At 63.8% G+C, this 18,666-nt stretch carries 16 protein-coding genes; 6 read left to right on the top strand and 10 right to left on the bottom strand.

The window, feature by feature from the left end; translation table 11 throughout:
- Positions 1–7: 7 nt before the first annotated feature.
- Positions 8–1,384 carry an ATP-binding protein gene (locus tag AC1DVN_RS19450; RefSeq protein WP_019744745.1) on the bottom strand — a complete coding sequence of 459 codons (1,377 nt, stop codon included), beginning with the start codon at positions 1,382–1,384 and terminating at the stop codon, positions 8–10.
- Between the two features lie 54 nt (positions 1,385–1,438).
- Entirely contained in the window at positions 1,439–1,855 is a 417-nt protein-coding gene (locus AC1DVN_RS19445) for a VOC family protein (RefSeq protein ID WP_019744746.1), read from the bottom strand.
- Positions 1,856–1,940: 85 nt separating this feature from the next.
- Here AC1DVN_RS19445 and AC1DVN_RS19440 point away from each other — a divergent pair, with 85 nt between their 5' ends.
- From AC1DVN_RS19440 to AC1DVN_RS19430, 3 genes are all read left to right on the top strand, one after another.
- Entirely contained in the window at positions 1,941–2,513 is a 573-nt protein-coding gene (locus tag AC1DVN_RS19440; RefSeq protein ID WP_007727593.1) for a DUF4126 domain-containing protein, read from the top strand.
- Positions 2,514–2,540: 27 nt separating this feature from the next.
- Positions 2,541–3,509 (top strand): alpha/beta hydrolase family protein, encoded by a 969-nt coding sequence (locus AC1DVN_RS19435; RefSeq protein ID WP_113683227.1) that lies wholly within the window; start codon positions 2,541–2,543, stop codon positions 3,507–3,509.
- A 451-nt stretch (positions 3,510–3,960) separates the two neighbouring features.
- Positions 3,961–4,182 carry a hypothetical protein gene (locus AC1DVN_RS19430; RefSeq protein WP_003946391.1) on the top strand — a complete coding sequence of 74 codons (222 nt, stop codon included), beginning with the start codon at positions 3,961–3,963 and terminating at the stop codon, positions 4,180–4,182.
- Positions 4,183–4,260: 78 nt separating this feature from the next.
- Here the strand turns inward: AC1DVN_RS19430 and purH are convergent, their stop codons facing one another.
- The 4 genes from purH to AC1DVN_RS19410 form a co-directional block, all read right to left on the bottom strand.
- Positions 4,261–5,820, bottom strand: a complete 1,560-nt coding sequence (gene purH, locus AC1DVN_RS19425; RefSeq protein ID WP_003946407.1) for a bifunctional phosphoribosylaminoimidazolecarboxamide formyltransferase/IMP cyclohydrolase — start codon at positions 5,818–5,820, stop codon at positions 4,261–4,263.
- Positions 5,813–6,532, bottom strand: coding sequence for a phosphoribosylglycinamide formyltransferase (gene purN, locus AC1DVN_RS19420; RefSeq protein ID WP_019744749.1), 720 nt, complete (start codon positions 6,530–6,532; stop codon positions 5,813–5,815). Before purN ends, purH begins: the two co-directional genes overlap by 8 nt.
- A 6-nt stretch (positions 6,533–6,538) precedes the next feature.
- Complete coding sequence (locus AC1DVN_RS19415; protein WP_019744750.1) at positions 6,539–8,083, bottom strand: cell division protein PerM; 1,545 nt, start codon at positions 8,081–8,083, stop codon at positions 6,539–6,541.
- Positions 8,084–8,204: 121 nt separating this feature from the next.
- Positions 8,205–9,257, bottom strand: a complete 1,053-nt coding sequence (locus AC1DVN_RS19410; protein ID WP_019744751.1) for a DUF5336 domain-containing protein — start codon at positions 9,255–9,257, stop codon at positions 8,205–8,207.
- 86 nt (positions 9,258–9,343) lie between these two features.
- Between AC1DVN_RS19410 and AC1DVN_RS19405 the strand changes: the two genes are divergently transcribed.
- Positions 9,344–9,979: an IMPACT family protein gene (locus AC1DVN_RS19405; RefSeq protein WP_019744752.1), complete on the top strand. Its 636-nt coding sequence runs from the start codon at positions 9,344–9,346 to the stop codon at positions 9,977–9,979.
- Positions 9,980–10,021: 42 nt separating this feature from the next.
- Here AC1DVN_RS19405 and sucD read toward each other — a convergent pair whose 3' ends face one another.
- The 3 genes from sucD to AC1DVN_RS19390 all read right to left on the bottom strand — a co-directional run bounded on the left by sucD (position 10,022) and on the right by AC1DVN_RS19390 (position 14,130).
- Positions 10,022–10,924 carry a succinate--CoA ligase subunit alpha gene (gene sucD / locus AC1DVN_RS19400; protein ID WP_003946432.1) on the bottom strand — a complete coding sequence of 301 codons (903 nt, stop codon included), beginning with the start codon at positions 10,922–10,924 and terminating at the stop codon, positions 10,022–10,024.
- A gap of 15 nt (positions 10,925–10,939) precedes the next feature.
- Positions 10,940–12,109, bottom strand: coding sequence for an ADP-forming succinate--CoA ligase subunit beta (gene sucC / locus AC1DVN_RS19395; protein WP_019744753.1), 1,170 nt, complete (start codon positions 12,107–12,109; stop codon positions 10,940–10,942).
- A 179-nt stretch (positions 12,110–12,288) separates the two neighbouring features.
- Positions 12,289–14,130 carry a hypothetical protein gene (locus AC1DVN_RS19390; protein ID WP_257207222.1) on the bottom strand — a complete coding sequence of 614 codons (1,842 nt, stop codon included), beginning with the start codon at positions 14,128–14,130 and terminating at the stop codon, positions 12,289–12,291.
- Between the two features lie 232 nt (positions 14,131–14,362).
- On the opposite strand from AC1DVN_RS19390, the gene AC1DVN_RS19385 reads away from it, so the two are divergent.
- Positions 14,363–15,385: a M23 family metallopeptidase gene (locus tag AC1DVN_RS19385; protein ID WP_020970357.1), complete on the top strand. Its 1,023-nt coding sequence runs from the start codon at positions 14,363–14,365 to the stop codon at positions 15,383–15,385.
- A 78-nt stretch (positions 15,386–15,463) separates the two neighbouring features.
- Here AC1DVN_RS19385 and pcrA read toward each other — a convergent pair whose 3' ends face one another.
- Positions 15,464–17,956: a DNA helicase PcrA gene (gene pcrA, locus AC1DVN_RS19380; protein ID WP_477994134.1), complete on the bottom strand. Its 2,493-nt coding sequence runs from the start codon at positions 17,954–17,956 to the stop codon at positions 15,464–15,466.
- Between the two features lie 316 nt (positions 17,957–18,272).
- Between pcrA and AC1DVN_RS19375 the strand changes: the two genes are divergently transcribed.
- Entirely contained in the window at positions 18,273–18,599 is a 327-nt protein-coding gene (locus AC1DVN_RS19375) for a chorismate mutase (protein WP_019744757.1), read from the top strand.
- The last annotated feature ends 67 nt before the right edge of the window (positions 18,600–18,666 follow it).

Below are 18,666 nucleotides of genomic sequence, written 5' to 3'. Positions count from 1 at the left end.
CTGCCCCTTACGAATACACCGAGCGGCCGCCCGGGCCTTGATCTTTGGAGATCCGGCGCGCGAGGTAAAGCCCTTCGAGGGCAAGTTCGGCACCGGCGGCACGCTCGCCGTCGGATCGCGCGCCGAGGCGTTCGGCTACTTCGTCCAGGACCTCGAGGTCCGGAAGCTCGTCGAGAAACGCCTTGGCCGTGACAGATTCACCGGTGACGATCGTATTGCCCGTCTCCACAGCAGCAACCAACATCCCGAGGTCGATTCCGCCGAGTCGTACCCGAACCGTATCGGCGGTCGCGCGACGCAGCAGGTGCTCGAGCACCTCCAGTTCCCGTCCCTCTTCACCGGATTCGAATTCGACCTTGCCGCGAAGAACCTCGACCACGGAATCGAGATCGACGGGCCGTGCAACAGGATCGGCCTCGCCGAGCACCGCCGCGCGTCGTACCGCCGCTGCACTGACGGTTTCCGCGCCGGCGACGGCAAATCGTGCCGACACACCCGATCGCTGATCCACCGAGGTGGATTCGCGTAGCAAGCGCGTGAACCTGGCAAGAATTTCGAGAAGGTAGTCAGGCACCTCCGCGGCCAGGTGCGCCTCCTGCTCGATCACCGCGATCTCACCCGCCAACTCGACGGGGTAGTGAGTGCGAATTTCGGCGCCGAAGCGGTCCTTGAGTGGTGTGATGATGCGCCCGCGGTTGGTGTAGTCCTCAGGATTTGCGCTCGCGACCAGAAGGACGTCCAACGGAAGCCGAAGCGTGTACCCGCGGACCTGGATGTCCCGCTCTTCCATCACGTTGAGCAACGAGACCTGGATGCGCTCGGCGAGGTCGGGAAGCTCGTTGATCGCCACGATTCCGCGATGCGCGCGGGGCACGAGACCGAAGTGAATGGTCTCCGGATCGCCGAGGCTCCTACCCTCGGCCACCTTGACCGGGTCGACATCTCCGATCAGGTCGGCGACCGAGGTGTCCGGCGTTGCCAGTTTCTCGGAGTACCGCTCGCTGCGGTGTCGCCAGGCGATCGGGAGGTCGTCACCCAGTTCCTTGGCTCGACGTATCGAAGCCGGTGTGATCGGCTCGTACGGGTGCTCCCCCAGTTCCGAGCCTTCGATGACGGGGGTCCACTCGTCGAGCAGGAGCCCGAGAGTGCGAAGCAACCTCGTCTTTCCTTGACCGCGTTCGCCGAGCAGAACCACGTCGTGGCCGGCGATCAGCGCCCGCTCGAGTTGCGGGGCGACCGTGTCCTCGAACCCGACTATCCCGGGCCAGGGGTCACGGCCGTCCCGCAACGCGGCGAGAAGGTTCTCTCGTAGTTCTTCCTTGACACTTCGCTGTACGTGTCCGGAGGCGCGTAGCTCTCCGAGGGTTTTTGCGACAGTCACCACTCCACGCTACGAGTGTTTGCGGGGTTTCGCCTCTCGCCGAGGAAGTTCGGTCGCTCAGCCCTCGATGTTCTCGGGATTCATCCAGATGATTTCCCAGATGTGGCCGTCGGGATCCTGGAAGCTGCGGCTGTACATGAAACCGTGATCCTGCGTCGCGTTACCTTCGGAACCGCCGGTCGCGAGCGCCTTGTCGACGAGGGTGTCGACGGCCTCACGGGTCTCGGCCGAGAGACCGAGCAGCGCTTCCGTCGACGTCGAGGTGTCGGCAATGCCCTTGGTGGTGAAGGTCTTGAAGAAGGGCTCGGCCAACAGCATCACGACGATGGTGTCACTGATGACCATCGACGACGCATTCTCGTCGGAGAACTGCGTGTTCTTGGAGTATCCGAGGCCCTCGTAGAAGGTGGTGGCCTTGCCGAGGTCCTTGACGGGCAGGTTGAGGAAGAACATCGGCTGCGGGTTTGTCGCCATGAAAGGTCCTTTCCGAGACTTTGCTGTGCGCCTTTATTAACCGCCGGCGGTTAATAAAGGCGCACAGTAGACCTAAACTCCACCCATGGATACCTGGGTGTTGCCCGCCATGCTCGGTCTCGGACTCGCCGCAGCGTCCGGAATGCGAACCTTCCTGCCGCTGCTGATGCTCAGCGCTGCCGTCCACTTCGAACTGTTCGGGATCACCGTCGGCGAGTCGATGCGGTGGATCGGATCCACCGGCGCGCTGGTGGCATTGGCAATAGCCGCTGTGGTCGAACTGGGTGCCGACCTCATTCCCTTCGTGGACAACGCACTCTCGGTGATCGGGAACGTCACCGGACCCATCGCCGGAGTGATCGCGGCCTGGGCGGCCTTCAGCCATCTCGACCCTGCGATGGCCGCGTTGGCGGGCATCATCGTCGGAGCGCCGACGGCGCTGACGTTCAGCGCCGCCCAGACCGGCACTCGCGCGGTCAGTACGGCCACTACCGGTGGACTGGCGAATCCCGTCGTCTCCGTCATCGAGGATGTGCTGACTTTCTTCACCTCCTTGATCGCGATGATCTTGCCGCTCCTGATCATTCCGCTGCTCGCCGCACTCTTGTGGTTCAGCTGGCGCGGATGGCGACGTGTCCGGAGTCTGCGCACCGCCTGAACCTGTGGACCTGGTAGACAAGTCGTCATGTCCGACACCGAGATCTCGTTCCAATCCGGCGACGTCACCCTGTACGGGAGTCTTCGCCTGGCAGCCTCACCCGACTCCCCGGCGCCGGCCGCGCTCATTCTGGCCGGCAGCGGCCCCACCGACCGAAACGGCGACAGCGCGCTCCTCGAAGGCGACATCGGAACTCTGCGGTTCATCGCGGATCTTCTTGAAAATCAAGGCATTTCAAGCCTGCGTTACGACAAGCTCGGCAGCGGCGAAACCGCCCTCGGCGACTACGAGATCGAGGACATCGCCGATCTCGGCTTCAACACATTCGTCGACGCCGCCTCCGACGGACTTGACTACCTCGCCGGACAACCCGGCGTCGATCCCGAGCGACTGTTCGTCGTCGGACACAGCGACGGCGCCGTCGTCGCGCTGGCACTTGCCACGGCGAAAGAGGGCACAAGAGTCAGCGCCCTCGCACTGCTCGAGCCACTGAGCGTCAGGCTTCTCGATCTACTCACGACGCAGATTCACCGCCAGCTCGACGCCGTCGTCGGCGCCGGACAGTTGCCGGTCGAACTGGCTGACGAACTGCGCGTCGCGCTCGCCGACGCCGTCGAGTCTCTTCGGACCGAGGGCACGGTTCCGGATGATCTACCCGAACCGCTGCAGAACGCGGGACTCGTTCACGCCAATGCCAAGGCACTCGCCGAGGAAGACGCACTGGACCCGGTTGCGCTCGTAGCGGCGCTGCCGGCAGGCATGCCCGTTCTCACCAGCTGCTCGGACAAGGACATCCAAGTAATTCCCTCCGACGTCGCGGCACTCGACGCCGCGCTCTCACATACCGCGCTGACTTCAGTGCGGATGCGCAACGCCAACTTCGTACTCAAGGACATCGGCAAAGAACAGTCCACCGGGGCCGACTACGTCGCGCCGCTTCCGTACTCGGCAGAGTTCGCGGAGCCCTTCACAGCGTGGGTCCGCTCGTTCTCCTGATCATGTACAGACCGAACGTCCTCTTTTTCGGGTAGAAAGTTCCCTCCGCGAACCATCGCGGAGGGACTTCTGCTTTCTACGCCTGACCTGCAACAAAGGCTCTCTCAATCCAGCGAACCCGGGGACAGAAGTCACCCGGAGTTTACGTTCGCGGCGCTTTTTATTGGTGCGAACCCTCGATCCGTGCTGTACGGTCATCCATTAACCAGCAACGCCACACAGAAAGGAACGGACGTCATGTCGCTACACCCGAACTTTGCATCCGTACCTTCGTGGCGCAGCTGCACCGCAGGCAAGCACATTTTTTCGGCCGCAATGTCGGCCAAGCACATGGGCAACAAGCGCGGTGTACCCCGAGAATGATCCCCAGTTTCACCGGATTCGTTCTCGGGCACCCAGGGCAAACGCCTCGGGTGCCTTTTCTTTTACCTTTCACACGCAGGAGCACCATATGAAACTTCGAGTCAACCAACTGTCCATCGCGCCGCCGTATGTCGATCTGCCCGGTGACCTCACCGGATACGCCGTCACCCTGGATCTTTCGCACTCCGATGCTGCCCACGAAGCCACCCTCGGCGCACTGATCAGCGAGATCCGCAGTCGCGGAGCCTCACGCGTGGTCATCACCGGCTCACCCCGCGAACTCCAGGGCACCCACAGCAGCGCAGCCTGAAAGAACCGGGCCGGCCTGAATGCAGAACGGGCCCCGAACTCCCGTTGAGGAGTCGAGGCCCGCTACCGAGGCAGGGAATCAGTGCGCGAAGTGGCGCGCACCGGTCAGATAAAGAGTGACACCGGCTTCCTTGGCCGCGGCAATCACCTCGTTGTCGCGAACCGAACCACCCGGCTGCACAACAGCCTTGACGCCGGCGTTGAGAAGAACCTGCAGACCGTCAGGGAACGGGAAGAACGCGTCCGAGGCCGCAACCGAACCTACGACGCGGTCACCGGCTCGCTGAACAGCAAGATGCGCTGCATCGACGCGGTTGACCTGGCCCATACCGACGCCGACGGACGCGCCGCCGGAGGCCAGCAGGATCGCGTTTGACTTCACCGATCGGCTGGCGCGCCAAGCAAATTCGAGGTCTGCGAGAGTCTCGGCATCTGCAGCCTCACCGTTGGCGAGAGTCCAGTTGGCCGGGTTGTCGCCGTCAGCGTCCAGAACGTCGCGCTGCTGGAGCAAGGTACCGCCAGAGATCGGACGCAGTTCGATTCCGGTAGCGGTCGGAGCGGCAGCCTTCAGAACACGAATGTTCTTCTTACGCTGCAGAACCTCGACGGCCCCGTCTTCGTACGAGGGCGCGATGACAACCTCGGTGAAGATATCGGCGATCTGCTCTGCCAGTTCGACGGTGACCTCACGGTTGGCTGCGATGACACCACCGAATGCACTGACCGGATCGCATGCATGCGCCTTGCGGTGGGCGTCGGCAATGTCGGTCCCGATGGCGATGCCACAGGGGTTGGCGTGCTTGATGATTGCGACGGCCGGATCAGTGAAGTCGTACGCTGCGCGCCACGCTGCGTCGGAGTCCGTGTAGTTGTTGTACGACATCTCCTTGCCGTGCAACTGCTCTGCCTGAGCCAAACCTGCAGGCGCAGCCGGGTTTTCGTACAGCGCGGCGTCCTGGTGCGGGTTCTCGCCGTAGCGAAGGACAGCGCTGCGGTTCCAGGTAGCACCGACCCAGGCGGGGAACAGCGAACCGTCCTCGTCAGCTGCGATCGTGCTCGTCATCCAGCTTGCAACAGCGACGTCGTACGACGCAGTGTGCTGGAACGCCTGCGCCGCAAGCACAGTGCGCTCACGCAAGGTGAATCCGCCACCGGCAACGGCAGTCAGGACATCGGCGTAACGAGCCGGATCGACCACGACGGCAACCGACGGATGGTTCTTGGCTGCAGCACGCACCATCGACGGGCCGCCGATGTCGATCTGCTCGACGCACTCGTCCGGGCTAGCGCCCGAGGCAACCGTCTCGGTGAAGGGGTACAGGTTCACGACGACCAATTCGAAGGTCGCGATGCCGAGTTCCTCGAGCTGAGCGAGGTGATCCGGCTTGCGGGTATCGGCGAGAACGCCGGCATGGACGCGCGGATGCAGCGTCTTCACGCGGCCTTCGAGGCATTCCGGGAATCCGGTCAGAGCCTCGACCGGCGTCACGGGGATTCCGGCGTCGGCAATCTTCGACGCGGTCGAACCGGTCGAGACCAACTCGACACCGGCCTCGTGCAGGCCCGTGGCCAGCTCGATCAGACCACTCTTGTCGTAGACGCTGACAAGTGCACGGCGCACAGCCTTGCGTTCACTCACTGGGGATCACGGCCTTTCGTCCATCGGAAACCACTCCGCGCGTAGCAACAGCGGCGATGACGTCCGCCAACAACCGTCGCTCCACAATTTTGATGCGTTCATGCAACGAAGACTCGGTGTCGTCGTCATGCACCGGCACAGCTTCCTGCGCCAAGATCGGCCCGGTATCAACTCCGCCGTCGACGAGATGCACCGTGGAACCGGTGACCTTCACGCCGTACGCCAGAGCGTCGGGAACCGCGTGCGCGCCGGGAAAGGCAGGCAGCAACGCGGGATGAGTGTTGATGATTCGGCCGCCGAAACGCGCGAGAAAGCTGGGGCCGAGGATTTTCATGAAGCCTGCACTGACCACGAGATCGGGTTCGTGCTCGGCCACCGCTGCTGTCAGCGCCTCGTCCCAGGCGGCACGATTTTCATAAGTCTTGATCGAGACCTTGAAGGACGGGATCTTCGAATCCGCAGCGTGCTCGGCGGCGAGGCAGTCACGATCTACCCCGACGGCAACGATCTCGGCCGGGTATCCCTCGGCGTGCGAAGCCTCGATCAGCGAAGTCAACAGGGTTCCCGCGCCGGAAGCGAGTACGACTACCCGCGCGATCGAGTCGCGAAATTGGACCCCGTCGGGCATTGTCGGCTGCGGATTGTCGGCCGAGGCAGTCAGCGCACTACTCCTGAGAACTGGAAGATGATGCGGCCGGAGTATCGGCCGCATGACAGCCTAGTCGCTGGACTTCTGCGGCTTCGAGGGCAGGTCGGTCTCCGGCTCGGCCCCGGCTGCGGAGTCGGCTGTGGGGTCCGCCTCGGGTGCCGCGACAACCTCGGCGTCGACTACTTCGATCTCGACGGTTTCCTCTGTCACTACCTGCACGGGTTCGCCTGATTCCTCGACGATTTCCGCTTCGACGACCTTGGTGACAACGACCGCAGATTCCTGGGCCAGCACTTCGCCCGTGTTCTCGTCGTCCTCGTCTTCCGGTGTGGCCGCAGCCGTGATCGCAAGTTCGGGCTCGACTGTTCGAGCCGGTTCAGCCGTCGGGGGCGCAACCTCGTCCTTCATGTGTCCGCGGTGTGAGAACCACATCGCGAACAGCGCCGAGACCGTTCCGAACAATCCCAGCCACGCAAAAGTCAGAAGACCGAAGCCCCACCACAGGACCTCCACGGTGCCGAACTGCCCGAGGTCTCCCCCGGCAGCAAGAGCGAGCAGCGCCATGACGACGCCGGCACCGGCAGCTGCCGTCAGCACTGCGAGCACGCTGTCCTGCCCGGCGATGCGTCGAGCGCAATCACGGCCGAGCATCATGCCCACCGCTGCCGGAACGATCAACAACACGGGCCAGATTCCACCGGCGACGCCTTCCGGAATCGCTCCGAGAAGGGGCAAGGGTGGCAGGTCACCGCCGATGTTGCCGAACACGCTGATGGAGACATTGCCGAAATCGGCCGTCGATCCCGTCATCACCGCGGCTGCGCCGACCACGAGGTTCGGCAGGTAGAGCAGCGACAACACCGTTAATCCCAGTACGCCGACAAACCCGTTGCCGCGCGCGAGTAGGTCACCGACCGTCGACCACGACACGAGTAGTGACACCACGACGGCCACGGCGCCCGCAGCCAACAGCGCTGCCGACGCAGCCGTTGCCGGTCGAAGAGCGGCAGATGCCCACGGCGGAATCTCGGCGACGACGCGATCCCAGTGCGCAGCAGCAACACCGACGGACGCGGCGATCAGGTGAATCCCGGCGACCCAGCCGAAAGCGGCCAACGTGTTGGGGCTAGACAGCGGAATGGCTGCGGAGGCGTCGGCGACCACGGCGAGAGCGATTGCCGTGATAGTCAACGGTCCGGCCACCGCGGCCCCCACCAGGCGGAGGGTGTCGTCACGGGAGTCGGTGTGCACCGCAGTCGACGCGCATCGGCGTGCAACCACCCACATCATGACGGCCGTCGGAAGCAATGGCAGTACACCGAGTTGGACGCCGCTGATAGTCGCCGGCACCTGGTGGATGACCAACCATGTGGTGGCAATGGCGCCGAAGGTTCCGGTCAGGTCGCTGCTCGCCGATACCAAGGTGACCACAACGACAGCCGCGATCAGCAGCATCGTCAGACCCGACGGCCGGAAGGCGACCGTCAGCAGCTTGCGCGCCAGGTCCGGGTTCGGTGCCGGGCGACCGCCGCCGACGCGGCCGCCGCCAGTACGACCACGTCCGGGTCGTGAGGACGCGGGACGGGACCGGGTGCCATCAATCAAAGAACTCATCCCCTCGAGGGTTTCACTCGATAGTGCGCCGCGCACTCAGGCGCGCCGTCGGGCTCACGGAATGTGGCCTCCACCCGCAGCGGGTCGGAGGCCACATTCATGTTCGTGAAACGAAGTAGTACTACTGCTGACGCTCGTCGGGGTTCTGCGACCCGAAGACCTTGGTCTCGGCCGCGGAATCGCTGCTGCCCTGGTCAGGCTCAGCAGACGGCGTCGGCGCTTCGAAAGTGGGCGGCTCGAAGCCCGTCGGCTGCTCGGTCGAGCCAGTCTGCTGCTGGTTGTACGGCTGGCCGTAACCGCGCGGGGCGGTGAACTGATCCGACGAGTAACTCGGGTTCGGCTGACTCGCGGGCTGCGAGGTCAGCGGATAGTAAGACGACGTCGTCGCGGCCGAGTCGGTCTGTGCGGGATTCTGCACCGGGTTCTGACCGTAGGGAGACGCAGTCTGGCCGTAAGGCTGCTGCGAAGCAGTCGGGTCGGCGGGGGCGGCGTGCGCTCCCCCGTATCCCTGCTGCTGCGCCTGCCCGTACTGCGGATTCTGCTGGTACTGGCCCGGCTGCTGAGCCTGCTGCGGCTGGCCGTACTGAGCCTGTCCGTATCCCTGTGGCTGACCTGGCGCCTGCCCCGGCGCCTGGCCCTGGGGCTGGCCATAGCCCTGCGGCTGACCGTACTGCTGAGCTACCGGACGCGGCGCGGGAGCCTTCAGGATTCCGATCTCGAACAACAACGCGGCGACTGCGACGACCGTCTGCACGAACGAGAGGATCAGCACGATGATCAGACCCCAACCGAGGCTGATGTCGACGTAGTCGCTGGTACCTACGGAGAACGCGGCGAACACCAAAGCGAAGAAACCCGTGAGGGTGAGCGCTGCGGCAATACCTGCATACGACTGCTTCGGGAGGAGCGATACGCCTGCGACCACACCGCCGGCGAAAACGAATCCGAGGCCGTAGATGCTCGACTCGAAGAAGCTCGAACTGGTGTCCAGACCGCTACCGATGCCGCTGCTGCTTCCACTGATCGACGTGAAAGGCGCAAAACCGAGTAGGAAATTGATCAGGCCGAGTGCCGCGACGGCGATGAGCAGGATGAATCCGAGATTCTTGGTTCCACCGCCCGCTGCCGGCTGATTCGGTGGCCCGAAGCTGGGCCCTTGCGGCGTGAACGTCATGACTTCTCCTCGTAGACGGTCTTCGATGGTTACCAGCGTATGTGTCTCGACTTCGCACGCTAACACCGACAGGAGACAATGGGCAGATGCCCTTCACCCTCGCGCCCGGCGCCGACCATGTCGTCGAAACCGAGGTGAAGCACTCACGATTCATCGCCGCGCTTCGCCGGATCGACGACGCCGAAGCCGCCACGGAGTTCGTCGCGGAGCAGAAGTCGCTGTATCCCGATGCGCGCCATCATTGTTCGGCTTTCGTGATCGGATACGAAGCGAACTCACGCGTCGAGCGTGCACACGACGACGGCGAACCAGGCGGGACTGCCGGGGTGCCGATGCTTCAGGTTCTCAAGTCTCGAGATCTGGTCGATGTGATTGTTGTCGTCACGCGCTACTTCGGCGGAATCAAGCTCGGCGCCGGTGGATTGGTCCGCGCGTATTCGGGAGCCGTCTCGGTTGCTCTCGATTCGGCCGAGCTTGTGGCCAGGGAGAGGAAGATCCTGCGCACTTTGGCGATCCGGCACTCAGAGGCCGGTCGGGTGGAAGCGGAGCTGAGAGCGCGGGGCGTCTCGGTGCTCGGAACTGCGTATGGATCGAAGGCGGTGATGACGCTCGCCGCCGGTGACGCCGACGATCTCGACTCGATCGTCGCATCCATCACATCCGGTGCCGGGCAGTTGGAACCTGCCGGGTCGATGTGGGTCGATACCACTGTGCGTGGTTAAGGAGTCCGGAGACTCCCTAACCACGCACGGGGGCGAAGCCCCTTACAGGGACTGAAGAATCTCGCGAGCGAGAGCAGCAGTGGCGGACGGCGTCTTGCCGACCTTCACGCCTGCAGCTTCGAGAGCTTCCTGCTTTGCCTGAGCCGTTCCCGAGGAACCGGAGACGATGGCGCCTGCGTGGCCCATGGTCTTACCTTCGGGAGCGGTGAAGCCAGCCACGTAGCCGACGACCGGCTTGGTGACGTTGGCCTTGATGTAATCGGCTGCACGCTCTTCCGCGTCGCCACCGATTTCACCGATCATCACGATGACCTTGGTCTCGGGATCCTTCTCGAACGCCTCGATGGCGTCGATGTGGGTGGTTCCGATGACCGGGTCGCCGCCGATGCCGATGGCGGTGGAGAAGCCGAAGTCACGGAGTTCGTACATCATCTGGTAGGTCAGGGTGCCCGACTTGGAGACCAGGCCGATGGGGCCGGTGCCTGCAATGTTGGCGGGCGTGATGCCGACGAGGGCCTCACCCGGGGTGATGATGCCGGGGCAGTTCGGTCCGATGATGCGCGTCTTCTTGCCCTTGGACTCGTTGTACGCCCAAGCGTAAGCGGAGTCCTGAACCGGGATGCCCTCGGTGATGACCACGAGGAGCGGGATCTCCGCGTCGATGGCCTCGACGATGGCGTCCTTCGAGAAGGCCGGGGGAACGAATGCGATGGAGACGTCTGCGCCGGTCTCCTTGATTGCCTCTTCGACCGTCGCGAAGACGGGGAGCTCGACAGGGGAACCGTCAGCAGCAACGTGCGAGACCGTGGTGCCGGCCTTGCGAGCGTTGACGCCGCCGACGACCTGGGTGCCGGCCTTGAGCATCAGAGCGGTGTGCTTGGTGCCCTCGCCGCCGGTGATGCCCTGGACGATGACCTTTGAATCCTTGGTGAGGAAGATTGCCATTGTTCTGTGAGTCCCTTACTTCGCTGCGTGAGCGAGTTCGGCGGCCTTGTCGGCGGCCTCGTCCATGGTTGCGACGACCGTGACCAGCGGGTGGTTGGCCTCGGCGAGGATGCGACGACCCTCTTCGACGTTGTTTCCGTCCAGGCGAACGACGAGCGGCTTGTTGGCCTCGTCGCCCAGGGTCTTCAGTGCGCCGACGATGCCGTTGGCAACTGCGTCACACGCGGTGATGCCGCCGAAGACGTTGACGAACACGCTCTTGACCTGTGCGTCGTTCAGGATGACGTCGAGGCCGGCAGCCATGACTGCAGCGGAAGCTCCGCCGCCGATGTCGAGGAAGTTGGCGGGCTTGACGCCACCGTGGTTCTCGCCGGCGTATGCGACGACGTCCAGGGTGGACATGACCAGGCCTGCGCCGTTGCCGATGATTCCGACCTCACCGTCGAGCTTGACGTAGTTGAGGTCGTTTTCCTTGGCCTTGAGCTCGAGGGGATCGGTAGCGTCGCGATCCTCGAATGCCTCGTGGCCGGGCTGACGGAACGCTGCGTTCTCGTCGAGGGTGACCTTGCCGTCGAGGGCGAGGATCTGATCGTCAGGCGTACGAACGAGGGGGTTGACCTCGACGAGGAGCGCGTCCTCGTTGATGAAGACCTCCCACAGCTTCTGGATCGTGACGGCCGCTGCGTCGAGCACCTCTGCGGGCAGCTTTCCTGCCTCGGCGATGCTGCGCGCGAACGCGAGGTCGACGCCCTTGACTGCGTCGACGGGGATCTTGGCGAGAGCGTCGGGGTTCTCCTCGGCGGTGACCTCGATCTCGACGCCACCCTCTACCGAGCACATGGCCAGGTAGGTGCGGTTGGTGCGGTCGAGCAGGAAGGAGATGTAGTACTCCTCGGCAATGTCACTTGCCTCTGCGACCAGCAGCTTCTTGACGACATGGCCCTTGATGTCCAGGCCCAGGATTGCCTCGGCGTTTGCCACTGCGGCATCCACGTCGGGCGAGTACTTGACGCCACCGGCCTTGCCGCGGCCGCCTACCTTGACCTGTGCCTTCACCATCACGGGCTTACCGATTTCTTCGGCAATCTCGCGTGCGCCGGCGACTGTGTCTGTAACACGTCCAGCCGAAGTCGGCACTCCGTGCTTGGCGAAGAGTTCCTTCGCCTGGTATTCGAAGAGATCCATCTGCTCACCGTCTCGTCTGCGTTGTCACCCGCTCGAGGGGTAGGAGCGGGTCTGTTCTGGACTTTAACCAGTTGCCGCGTTCGGTTTGCGCCCGCACTGATGCTATGTGGCCCAAGTCACGCGCAAATGCGCAATGAGGCACGCCTCACCGATCGAGCAAGGTGGCCACACCGAATTTGTCAAGCATCAGTCTCACTGATTCTTGCGCTCGAGAACGCTGCAACGAGAAGCAACACTATGCCCGTGGCCGCTGTGATCGCACCCACCCCCACGGTTGCGTCCGATATGCGCGATGACGTGAGCGGCCACTCACTGACGTACACCAGAGCTGCCACGGCAGATCCGATCAGCAATGCCGCGCCTCGAGCCGGCCGCGCAGACGCTGCGATCACAGCGGCGATCACGACGGTGACGCCGACGAGCAGTTGCCCCCAGACGTCAATTCCCCACGGCCACTCCAGAACTGACGCCGCTGTGTAGGCGTCACCCCGATAGAGGGGAAGCGCGGTCCCGATCAGGACTGCGACTGCGCCGATCCCACCGACGAGAAGCACCAGCCCTCTCGAACCGCCGTCTACCGACGTGTCGACGTCTTCACGTTCTGCGCTTCCCGCCAGCCAGACGAGCAGTCCCGTCGCCGCAGCGAGGAGAGCCGCGCCACAAAGCACGAAGGCGCCGGCACCTAACCCGACGCCTGGTACGTCCGTCGCGATGACCGCCGACTGCATCACAGCCGCGACGCCCATCACGACGGTGGTCCACAGCACTCCGACGGCCGGACGCACCACGGCGGCGCGGCCCGGGGCAAACAGGCCCAGCGCGGCGAGGAGCAATACGGCAGCGGCGAGCAGGACAACTCGAGACGACAGCATCGACGGCTCCGGGATTCCGTCCGGCAACGACAGGACAGGCAAAGCCGAGCCGACGCCCGCAACAGCCGCAGTGATGATTGCGGCGGTACCGGCGACGCGGTGAAGTCTGTCGACCCGCGCTTGCGCCGCCCGGGACTGAGCCACCATCGCTGCTTTGAGCGCACCCTTTGTTGTCTTCGCAGGTGCGCGGACCACACTTTCAGCGGGAATCGCATCTGCTTCACGCCTGGATGCGAGGTAAGGCGCTGAAACTCCGATCACGACGATGACCACGGCGGCCAGTGCCCCGACCACGGATCCCGAACCGACGCCGATCCGATCGCCGGCCGCGAACCCAGCCACCACCCTGGTTCCACTGACTGCGAGTGCGCCGAGGCCGACACCGATCAGGGCGCCGCAGCCCACCGGCAGCGAGATGGACGTCAACGCCGCCGCGACCGCAACGAGCACCGCGACGCCCACCAATCCTGTACCGACGGCGGTGGCCGACACCGAGTCGACGAGCGGTTTGACCAGAAAGATCGGATCCTGCGAACTGAAGGAAGGACCGAACAGGGAGAGCACGAACACCACTGCGGCCAGAATCAGCAGCGCTGTCGGCCACGCGCCGATCCGTCCGCCAACCGATCGCCCGTCGAATTCTGCGGCGCGAGCGCTGCCGTATCCGTCCCGTTCCGATTCACGATGGACAGCGACAAGTCCGAGCACCCCGGACAGGACAAGAAGGCAGTGTCCCGCGAGCGCGAGATAAGCGCCCGGACCCGCATCGATCGAACCCGCCGAAATCGGACGGAAAAGGTCCAAGCGGTTTGCATCGATTGCGTCGACGAACAACTGGACGTCGAGAATTGCCGCTCCGAGCGACACCGCTCCGATACCGGCCAGGAGTCCACCGGCCAAGGCAGGCCTGCGGCCCGAGGTGAGCACTGCAACCAACGGCACGATGATCGTGCAGACGGCCGCGAAGAGAGCGGCAGAAGCAAGAGCCCCCGTCGTGTCGACCCCGCGGCCACTCCCGACTCCGACGACGGGACTGGCCGCCACTCCGACGGCACCGAGCAGTCCGATTACCGCCGCGAGTGGCGCCCCGGACTTCACTCCGGGGTCGTCGAAACGCGCCTGCGACGTAGTTCCAGGTGTTGTGGACACTCGATCGACGGTAGTGCCTGAATGGACCGGTGATCCGGTTGTGACACGCGTGATCACGAAACGAGATGATTCGTCCGTTTTGCCCGTATCGACATATTCCCAGGTCAAGCTGTGAGGCACGTCACATAATCGGACAGGTTTCCGCTACGGCTTGCGCCCATCGCAATCATTTCGTTACCGTCAGTCGGTCTAAGTCACGGGCTGATCACGAACTCGAGGAGAGAACCGGCATATGCATCACCGCAGCCAGTTCACCGCTAGTAGGTTCTCGAACTCAGCTCCAGACGAGGTCACGACCACTTATCCAACGCACTCGGCCAGGCGTTACACCGAGACCAAAAGTTCTGAGATCTCTACCGATATGTTCACTCGAAATTCATCCTCCACGTCGTCAGATTCCGACTCTCACGAGTTCGTCGAGTCCGACGTGATCAGCACCCCCACTTACGCCTCCTCCGCACCGACAGTCGATGTCGAATCTCCGGTTCGCCGCAGCGGTGCTCACCGACTCCCCACCCCTCCCTCTGCTCTCAAGGGCCGCGCCGCCGTTCTGGCAGTTGCAGCCGGCGCAGTTGTCGCCGCGGGCCAGGCAGTTGTCAACGACGGTTCCTCTTCCGCCGCCGACCACTCGGAAGTTGCACTCGCCAACGAGTCCTCCGCGATCGGCACCACCGCAGAACCGCAGGCCGCTCAGTTCGCTCCGGCCACCTCCACGGCAGCCACCACCGAGGCCGACGCTCCCCAGGTCCTCAACGTCGCAGCACCGACCGACCTCTCCCAGTTCAGCAACCTGCTTGCCAAGGGCCAGCGTTTCAGTGACGAGCGCGCAGCACGCGAAGCAGCTGCCCGTCGCCCGCTGTTCGTCCTGCCGGCAGTCGGCACGTTCACGTCCAACTTCGGCACCCGCTGGGGCACCCTGCACGCCGGCGTCGACATCGCCGCCCCGATCGGGACGCCCATCGTCGCAGTCGCCGACGGCAAGGTCATCGATTCAGGTCCGGCTTCCGGATTCGGCATGTGGGTACGCCTACAGCACGCAGACGGAACGATCACCGTCTACGGCCACATCGACACGTCCACCGTCACCGTCGGTCAGCAGGTCATGGCCGGCGACCAGATCGCCACTGTCGGCAACCGCGGCTTCTCCACCGGCCCCCACCTTCACTTCGAGGTTCACCTCGCCGGCGAGAACAAGATCGACCCCCTCCCTTGGCTCGCATCACGCGGCATCAGCCTCGGTATCGAGCAGGACTGACCGCAAGCCCAACGCTTCTGACAAAAATTTCCGGCCCGCACCTTTCCAGGTACGGGCCGGAAATTTTTTGTCTGTCTTCTACAGCTTGACCATCGGCACACCGCCGATGAGCATCAACCGCACCTTGCCCGCGCTACCGAAGTCGATGGTGACCGTCGCGGTGGGTCCGGTGCCCTTGGTTTCCAACACGGTGCCCAGACCGTACTTGTCGTGACTGACGCGGTCACCCGTGGCAAGGACCAGAACGTTGTTGCGGCCACGCGCGGCACCGAAACTGGGAGTCGACGCAGCCTTGCCGGACCCTCCCCCGTAGTTCTGCCCGCCACCGTATCCCTGGCCGCCCTGGCTGCCGTATCGGCTTCCGCTGCCGTAACCCGGCCTGCCGCTTCCGAATCCACCACCGGTGCCCGGATCCTCACGGCGCCAATTGATCAGGTCCTCCGGGATCTCCTGGATGAACCGCGACGCCGGGTTCTGGATCGGTTGTCCCCAAGCCGAACGCATGATCGCGCGCGTCAGGTACAGGCGCTGCCTGGCACGGGTGATGCCGACGTAAGCGAGTCGACGCTCTTCGGACAGCTCTGCCGGATCACCGAGGGCGCGCATGTGCGGGAACTGCCCGTCCTCCCAACCGGTGACGAAGACGACCGGGAACTCGAGGCCCTTGGCGGTGTGAAGCGTCATCATCGTGACGACGCCGTCGTCGGAGTCCGGCAGTTGATCGGCGTCGGCGACAAGCGATACCCGTTCGAGGAAGGCGGCAAGCGAACCCGGATCGGGTTCGCCTTCACGCATTGCTGCGGTTTCCTCGTCGTCCGGATCGATCAGTCCGGCCGCGTTTCGTGCGTCGGAGCTGAATTCTCTTGCCACGCTGACGAGTTCGTTCAAGTTGTCGAGTCGCGCGCCGTCCTGTGGATCGCTGCTGGCCGCAAGCTCGGCGCGGTAGCCGGTTCGCTCGAGCACTGCCTCGGCGACCTCACCGATGTCACCGAGTTCGAAGGGTTCGTCCTCGTCGGCGGCCGGTGTCGGCAGCAGGGCCCGCAGCCCGTCCATCATCTCGAGGAACGACGCGATGGCCTTCTGTGACCGCGTATTGAGCAGCGCCACTTTGCCTTCCGCGCCGTCGCGCAGTGCGGCGGCGAAGCTGATGTTGCGATGCTCGGAGTGCACAGCGACGCAGGCTTCGGCTCGATCACCGATAGCGCGTCGTGGCGTGTTGAGAATGCGTCGCAGGCTCACGGTGTCGTCTTCGTTGGCGAGGACGCGCAGATACGCGACGATGTCCCGAACTTCCTTGCGCTCGTAGAAGCGAACGCCGCCGACCACCTTGTACGGCACTCCGAGTCGAATGAAGATCTCCTCGAGCGCGCGTGAGGAGTTGTTGGTCCGGTAGAACACCGCGATGTCGGCGAACTTGGTCTCGCCCTGGTCCACCAGCCGATCGATCTCCGAGGCGACAAAAGATGCTTCGTCGTGCTCGTTGTCTGCAACGTAGCCGACGATCAGTTCACCTTCACCCGAATCGGTCCACAGACGCTTTTCACGTCGGCCGGTGTTCTTGGAAATCACGGAATTGGCCGCAGACAGAATGTTCTGCGTCGAACGGTAGTTCTGTTCGAGAAGGATGGTCCGAGCGTCCGGGTAGTCGCGTTCGAACTCTTCGATGTTGCGGATAGTGGCTCCGCGGAATGCATAGATCGACTGATCGGCGTCACCGACGACGCACAATTCGGCCGGGGCAACGGCATGGTCGGACTCTCCGGCACCGCCGACCAGTTCACGCACCAGCATGTACTGCGCGTGGTTGGTGTCCTGGTACTCGTCGACGAGCACGTGACGGAAGCGGCGGCGGTAGTACTCGGCAATCTGGGGAAACGCCTGGAGAAGCGCAACGGTCTCACCGATGAGATCGTCGAAGTCGAGTGCGTTCGCCGCACGCAACCGCTGTTGGTAATGGCCGTAGACCTTGGCGATCAGTCGCGGCAGTTCGGCCGGATCCTGATCGGCTGCGACAACCGCCTCTTCCGGTCCGACGAGTTCGTTCTTCAGGTTGGAGATGTGAGTGGCGAGAAGCCGCGCGGAGAATCGTTTGGTGTCGAGCTCGAGGTCCTTCGAGATCATCGTCAGCAGTCGACGCGAATCGTCGGAATCGTAGATCGAGAAATTCGAGCTCAAACCGGGCAGGAGCGCCGCCTGTGCTCGCAGGATGCGCACGCAACTGGAGTGGAACGTCGATACCCACATGGCGTTGGCACGCGGTCCGACAAGGGCTGCCACACGCTCGCGCATCTCGGCCGCAGCCTTGTTGGTGAACGTGATGGCCAGGATCTGACCGGGGGTGACACCCCGTTCGGCCAGCAGATAGGCGATGCGACGCGTCAGTACTGCCGTCTTGCCCGAGCCGGCGCCCGCGACGATCAGCAACGGCGAACCGGCATGGACCACGGCCTCGCGCTGTTGCGGGTTGAGACCCTCGAGGAGGGCGTCCGAACCCGCGCCATGTCCTCGCGCGCCGCCCCCGTCGTGCTGGGAATGTCCGTCGTGCTCACCGAGTGCTGGGTACGTGTTCATCGCCTGTCCACGCTACCGGCGTCCACCGACACGGTCGTCAGTGCGTCCACCTGCTGGTAGAGGCACTTGGATTACCTGTGTCGAGCATGGCAAACTGGACGCTATGTTCAGCATTTCCGTTCGCGACAACACGGCCGACCCCGTCGGCCCGCTGTGGCGTTACTTTACGTGCCCCGGACCTCGGTGCACGTGATCTGAACAGCTCACCCGCCCCTGGTCCGAATCGGATCCGGGGCATTTTCGTCAGTGTGCCTGGATCGGTAACGACCCGAGCCGAGACCACGATCCACGCAGTAGGAAGAGGAGACGAATAGCAATGAGCACCCAGGCTGCAGCCCCCAATGGAAATACTGTAAATACTGTAAACACTGCTCCGACAGACGTCGAGATCCCCCAGAGTGAGGCGGAGATCGACGAACTACGGAAAGAAATCGACCGTCTCGACGCCGAGATCCTCGCGGCCATCAAACGCCGCTCCGAGGTCTCCCAGATCATCGGCCGTACCCGGATGGCATCGGGTGGTCCGCGTCTGGTGCACAGCCGAGAGATGAAGGTCCTCGAACGGTTCAACGAGCTGGGCCAGGAAGGCCACACCCTCGCGATGCTGCTCCTGCGCCTGGGCCGCGGACGCCTGGGCCACTAGCGCACACCCAGATCACTTGCGAACGGCTACATCGGATGCCTCTGGCAGTCCCGATGTAGCCGTTCGT

The sequence above is a fragment of the Rhodococcus sp. P4_E4 genome, assembly GCF_056401575.1.
Note: the sequence above shows the minus strand (reverse complement) of the source record. Positions and strands in the feature narration are given on the sequence as shown.